This window comes from Streptomyces sp. NPDC034037, from assembly GCF_055575715.1.
In genome coordinates this window covers 1-6,101 of sequence record NZ_JBVISC010000018.1, presented here as the reverse complement: position 1 = coordinate 6,101, position 6,101 = coordinate 1, and the positions used below count along the sequence as shown (strand labels likewise).

Here is a 6,101-nt window from a genome sequence, read left to right as displayed (position 1 = left end):
GGCCGGGCCGGCGGGAAGAAAACGTGCGGCAAGCACCAGATCTGGAACGTACCGTTCCCCAGACAGCGGCACAGGGCGGGGTGTACCGCCCCTATATCGCGTTCATGCTCTCGTGCAGGTCGGTTTGGGAGGCCGACCGAAGTCCAGGGCCCGGCCCCGGCGCTCGAAGCGCCAGGCCGCGAGGACCGGCTCGATCAACTCCCAGCGGGCATCGGACAGATCACTCGGATACGGGCGTCGTGCGCTCATTACCTGGACGTACCGCTCGTGCGGACGCGCGCCCAGGCGTGCGTCCGTACCCGTGGAAGCACGACTGCGGAGCGGGCGTCCTGGGATGAGACAGGCGCAAGCCGTCCCCCGCACCCGGCGTCACACCATCCGGCCCCTGGAGATCGACCGCATCAGATGCCACACCAGCACCGCACTTCGAGAGTCAGCAAACCTGGCAAAACTAGAACATCACTGATGAAAACGACCTCTCAGCGGTCGTCCCCTTCCCAAGCGTCTCCACAAGACGTTGTTCAGTGGACCCGATCAGGATCCACGACTGGTTCGGGCGGCGCACCAACTGCGTGACTGCCTCGCTCAGGCCGGCAGCTTGGAGGGCGAGCGCGGCCTGTGCCTCAGCTTGGTCGAGCGGCCGCGGTTCCGACGCTTCGCGCCGCAGGTCGACGGAGGGGGTGAAGGGGAGGGTCCCCGGGAGCGCAGGACGTTAACGGTCGCCTTCGTCTACAGTGCCGCCACACATTGGTTGATCAGGGTGGCGAAGCGATCTCATGAACCGTCAGCAGGCCCCGGGGGCAATGAATCGGCCGATCGCCGGTAGCCACGAAGGGCCCCCCTGGGCAGGGCTCAGTGCCGATCAGGGACGCTCTCACGCAGGGAGCTTGGAAGACAGCCGACTGCACGGTGACGACCCCATGCGGACGACAGCCCTGGAGCTGTCCGCCTCCTCTCCGCTTGTTCCTGCGCAAAGGACCCCGCTCATGTCCCCTACGGACGCGCCCTAGCCCACCCCTGTCTCCAACCGCTCAAGCCGTCTTGCTCGTCGTCTCCGCAGCATCGGCGCACGTCTGCGTGCCCTGGCCTGGAAAGCATCAAGATCGCCGGTGAAGAGGCCATCAGAGGCTTCGGCAACAAGGCCGGCTCGTTCATCGCCATAGCCCTGGCCGTGATCGTGCTCGCCGTGATCCTCGGAATCTTCCCCACCACCCTGCTCCGTGCTGCGGCAGAGAAAGCGCTCGGGCTGAAGTTGTGAGGGAGGGCTGGCCGGCGACCGGCAGTGGTCGCCGGCCAGCCCTGTGCCGCAGCGGTCGCCTGGTCCTGCGCAACCATCGCCTTCAGTCGTGGCCCCGCCTGACGTGAAAGGCGGGGCTAGTCTGCGATCTTCACGTACGTCAGGTACGAACGCGGTCCGTGGAAGGTCGACTTTTGGAGTGTGGCCCCGTTGGCGAGGCCGTCACCAGGGCCGCCACCGCTCAGGATCGCTTGTACGCGGACCGTCTTCGACCCTTGCGCCGGGGACACGGTGACGAGTCCGGACAAGGAGGTCGGGCCGTGCGTGCAGTGCTGGAGCCGGTCGGCCGACGTGAACTGGTGCTGGGCCGATCCACGGGGTTGGAGTTCGACGGCCCCGGAGTCCACGTCGACCAGGCGGACCTCGGTCCACAAGTTCGTGGCACTCCCGTACTCGAGGGTTGCGCAGATGCTCGTGTTGACGTCGCCGCTCACCAGGTACACGCCGGGCGCGGGAAGCGTGACCTGCAGTGCTGTGTTCGCCCACGTGTTGCTGGTGCGGGTCGGCCTGAGGTCCACGGAGCCGACCGGGCCGGCCTCACCGCGCTGGGGGGTCAGGTATGCCCGGACGGCGTACGTGCGCGGGCAGTCAGCCGCGCCCGGGGGTGCCACGACGACGTCGATCGACTGCCAGGCGTTGGCGATGCGGCCCGGCGCGGGGCCGGAGGTTCCGGTGACATGGGTCTCCGTGACACGCAGGCCCTGTTCGGTGGAGGTCAGCGCGTTGCACTCGTCCGGGTCGAGAATGGCGTGCGCGCTGACCGTGTAGGTCTGCGGGCAGTCGTCGGCGGCCGGGGGCGTCACGACGACGCCGATCGTCTCGTGGGCGTTGGGGCTCGTGCCGGGGGTTCCGGTGACGTGGGTCTTCGGGACACGCAGGCCCTGCTGGGTGCACGTCGCCGCGTTGCAGTCGTCCGGGTCGATGATCAGTTCGGCCTTCAGCGGCTTCGGCGGGGTTGCCTCTCCGACCAGCGCGATACAGTCGCTGTTTTCGAATCGGGGCATGACACATCACTCCTGATTGTCGTGGTTGTCGGCGGACTTCAGTTCCGCTACGGCTGCCCGAGTTCTGCGGTGCTGGGACCCTGCTCCGGCGGCCGTGGCGGACCAGCGTTCCAGCCCGGCCGAGGTGACCTTCTACCGAGCCTCGTGAGGGGTTGACCGCTGGGGCGCAATTCGCCACGCCGGTTAATTGCCCAAACGGGTTAACGAATAGTGGGAAACTAACTCGATAGGGTGGTAAGTCGGATCTACATACGAATTGTGATGTACCAGGAGAATCGTTTCGACCTGGCCGTTCGGAGCTTTGTGCGCGGCTGCCCGCACCGTCGTCTGGCCAGTTCAGCCTCACAGGTCGTCAGTAACAAGATCAGCACGCACCCGGGCGCGCTGCCGACCTGGATCGCTGGCGAGCGCGAGACCCGCAGCTCAACTCGTTCTGAAACGATCGATTGTCCGGCTTCGCGCCGTATCAGCCGCGTAACCCAAGTCCTCACACCGCTGGCCTGCGAACACACGGAACGAACGAGGGTCGCCGGGATAGCGCGCTGACACGTCGCGGGTTTATGTGAAAATCGCACTTTTAACCCTATCGGGGTCAATTTTCACTATTGATTATGCCAACCGGGTAATCCCTCGGCGGGGCGGTTTGCGCCCCAGCGGTCGAGTCACCGGCGAGAAAGCAAACGGTCATCCCGGGCGAGCCGGGGCGCTAGACCGTCACGGTTGCTGCGGCACGGTCCCGGCACAAGCACATCTCGGGCAGTCGCAGCGGAACTGAAGTCCGCCCACCACCACACCGAAAGAGGCCGGGTCACCCCCGCCGCCCCACAAACCCGGAGGCCCACATGTGTAACACCCCTGTTCCCTGCGCACCGTACGGCGGCCGGACGCCGTGCGCCCCTTCGTGCCCGCCACCGTGCCGCAGCACCTCGATGCTGGTGTTGTGCGACACCAGTACCACCCCAACCCCGGTCAGGCTCACGGTCGTTGACGACTCCGTCACCACGATCGGCCTCGGGCGAGCCAACCCGGACCTGCCGGGTTCGCATGCCGCCCTGTGGTCCGGCGGCACCCTCACCTACCCCGCCGACCCGAACGCCTCCGCCGGTGACAACGGCCAGGTCTACCGCACTGCCGTCGGCCGCATCACCGCCACCCCGTCCAACTGCGAAGGAGCCAGGGGAACCCTCTCCGTCTCCACACGCGTCACCCTGAACGGACCAGGTTCGGGCGTAATCCAAGACGGCTGGCTGTCGCTGTATCGCGACACCACACACCTCGCCACGGACAACGTGACGCGGAACGCCCCCGTCGGCCACGTGGAGACACTGACCGTCTCCGCCCCCGTCACAGCCGCAGACCTCACCGGCGGCGACCTCTACGTGGCCCTGGCCCTGGAGACGTTCCACGTCACCAGCAAGTCATGGACCGCCGACCAGTTCTCCATCACCGCACAACTCACCGGATGCGCCGTGCAGTTCCTGCGCACCTTCGTCATCGACTGCAACACCGGCACCATCCTCTGCCACTCGGACACCACCCTGGACGGACGCCCGTACACGCCCACCGGCCAAGTCGGCCAATGCAGCACACCCAACAGCACCTCGAACTAGTGCCGAATCAGGAGTGCGGCCGGGTCACCCCGCTGCCAGCGACGCCGGGAGGCGTACATGTGTAACACCCCTGTTCCCTGCGCACCGTACGGCGGCCGGACGCCGTGCGCGCCTTCGTGCCCGCCCCCGTGCCGCAGCACCTCGACGCTGCTGCTGTGCGACACCGCCACCGCGACCCCGGTCACGCTCACGGTCGTGGACGCCACTGCCGCATCGATCGGCCTCGGGCCGGCCTTCCCGGACCTGGCGGGCTCGCATGCCGCCCTGTGGTCCGGCGGCACCCTCACCTACCCCTCCGACCCGGACGCCTCCGCCGGCAACGGCACCCAGGTCTACCGGACCGCCGTCGGCCGCATCACCGCCACCCCGCCACCCGGCTGCGCAGAAGCCGCCGGAACACTCACCGTCTCCACACGCGTCAGGCTGCACGGGCCGGGTGCGGGCCAATGGCAAGACGGTTCGCTGATGCTCTATCGCGGCACCACACAGATCGCCGAAGACCAAGCGACGCGGTCCGCCCCCGTCGGCCACGTCGAGACACTGACCGTCTCCGCCCCCATCAAAGCCGCAGACCTCGCAAGCGGCAACCTCTACGTGGCCCTGTACCTGGAGACGTTCCACCTCACCAGCAAGTCGTGGACCGCCGACCAGTTCTCCATCACCGCACAACTCGACGGATGCACGGTGCAGTTCCTGCGCACCTTCGTCATCGACTGCAACACCGGCACCATCCTCTGCCACTCGGACACCACCCTGGACGGACGCCCGTACACGCCCACCGGCCAAGTCGGCCAATGCAGCACACCCAACAGCACCTCGTTCTGACGCTGTACCAGTCAGCGTCTGCCCCGCTGCGATGTGTCGTGCCGCCCGGGACTGTGCCGGGCGGCACGTGCCGGTCACCCTATCCGGGGCGGTGATACGAGTGCAGGTCCGTGAGATCGACGATGACGAAAACGTTGCCTGATGCGGCATTAGCGCACTTTTTCCCTCACGTTGGGGAAGGGGAGGCGATTCTCGGGCGTGTCAGGCCGGCCTGCGCTCATCATGACGATGCCCGGCGCACCGCCTGCCGGCCAACCCGTCTGTCTCCCTCTTCCTGGAGAGCCCTATGAAGCAGCTCCGCTCCTGGACGCTGGCCGCCACCCTCGCCCTGACCGCCGTACTTCTGCCCACCCACACCGCGACCGCCAAGGCCACCCAGCCCTCCTGCCCCGTCGGCTCCGTCTGCTTCTGGAGCGGCGAGGGCTTCGGCGGCTCTTACTGGGAGTGGACGGCCAACAGCGGCTACCGCGACATGCCGCCCTCCCTTCACGACCACGTGGGCTCCTTCGTCTCGTCCACCCGTGCCTGTTTCATCAACTGGAGCCCGGTGCAGAAACGAGACGTCTTCAACGGGGACTGGCGCTCCCGGTACCTCGGCGACTTCGGCGGCCGGATCGACGGGGTGGGCCCGGGGGGCTGCTGACGGCGTAAACCATTTCCCGGGGTGCGCTGGCCCGGTCTGACTTCCAGGCCGGACGCATTGCGGGCCTCGTGGATCAGGAGCTCCTGCCGTCTGCCGAGCGCGACCTCCAGCGCGACGCCGGCCCCGGTGAAGTGGGCATATATGCCCCCGGTGATCGAGCGGAGCGTCTCGTTCAGTTCGTGCATCATCTGCACGCCGGACAGCTGCACGCGGGCCGCGAGGACGGTGTCGGCGGCCGCGGCGAACAACAAGCACTGCGACCGGACGGGCGAGCGGCCCGACGCAGCCCACCGGGGCGGGATGGTGTGCTGGAGTTCGGACAGGGCGAGCCACAGGTCACCCGGCAGATCTTGGGGTGCGGTCTCTTCTCGGCTGCGTCTCATGCGGCCCGTGTAGGGCCTGCGGTGGGCCATCACCGTCGGACGGGTCCCTCCGTCCTGCCCGTGGGGGGACTTTGGGTTCGGTCCCGCTGTGCGGCCTGGCGATGGCCGACCGCACAGCGGGCTTGTGCGGTCAGGGCAGTCAGGCCCGCCGCGGAACCAGCCGCGACCCCTATCCGGTGCAGAGCGGTGATGACGACAGACACCACCTGGCCGGTGCCATCGCAGCCATCGTGCTGTTGCTCAGCTTGTCGTTTAACGTTCGGCTGCATCGGAGGCCATCGATGTCCGCAGGATGCGTAGCCATCGTTGGCAGACATCGTGGGTGACGGGTTCGAACAG

The 6,101-nt window shown here is 67.4% G+C and carries 4 protein-coding genes and 1 pseudogene; 3 read left to right on the top strand and 2 right to left on the bottom strand.

What is annotated here, in order from left to right:
* Positions 1-123: 123 nt before the first annotated feature.
* Positions 124-249, bottom strand: a pseudogene (locus tag ACZ516_RS33810) (IS5 family transposase); the annotation flags it as partial.
* Positions 250-1,374: 1,125 nt separating this feature from the next.
* The gene (locus ACZ516_RS33805) at positions 1,375-2,301 is read right to left on the bottom strand and encodes a hypothetical protein (RefSeq protein WP_469013612.1); all 927 of its coding nucleotides are present in this window, start codon (positions 2,299-2,301) and stop codon (positions 1,375-1,377) included.
* Between the two features lie 938 nt (positions 2,302-3,239).
* Here ACZ516_RS33805 and ACZ516_RS33800 point away from each other — a divergent pair.
* The 3 genes from ACZ516_RS33800 to ACZ516_RS33790 all read left to right on the top strand — a co-directional run bounded on the left by ACZ516_RS33800 (position 3,240) and on the right by ACZ516_RS33790 (position 5,379).
* The gene (locus ACZ516_RS33800) at positions 3,240-3,911 is read left to right on the top strand and encodes a hypothetical protein (RefSeq protein ID WP_469013610.1); all 672 of its coding nucleotides are present in this window, start codon (positions 3,240-3,242) and stop codon (positions 3,909-3,911) included.
* Between the two features lie 195 nt (positions 3,912-4,106).
* A complete protein-coding gene (locus ACZ516_RS33795; protein ID WP_469013608.1) occupies positions 4,107-4,736 on the top strand; it encodes a hypothetical protein in 630 nt (209 codons plus the stop codon).
* A 286-nt stretch (positions 4,737-5,022) separates the two neighbouring features.
* Positions 5,023-5,379: a peptidase inhibitor family I36 protein gene (locus ACZ516_RS33790; protein ID WP_469013607.1), complete on the top strand. Its 357-nt coding sequence runs from the start codon at positions 5,023-5,025 to the stop codon at positions 5,377-5,379.
* Positions 5,380-6,101: the final 722 nt, after the last annotated feature.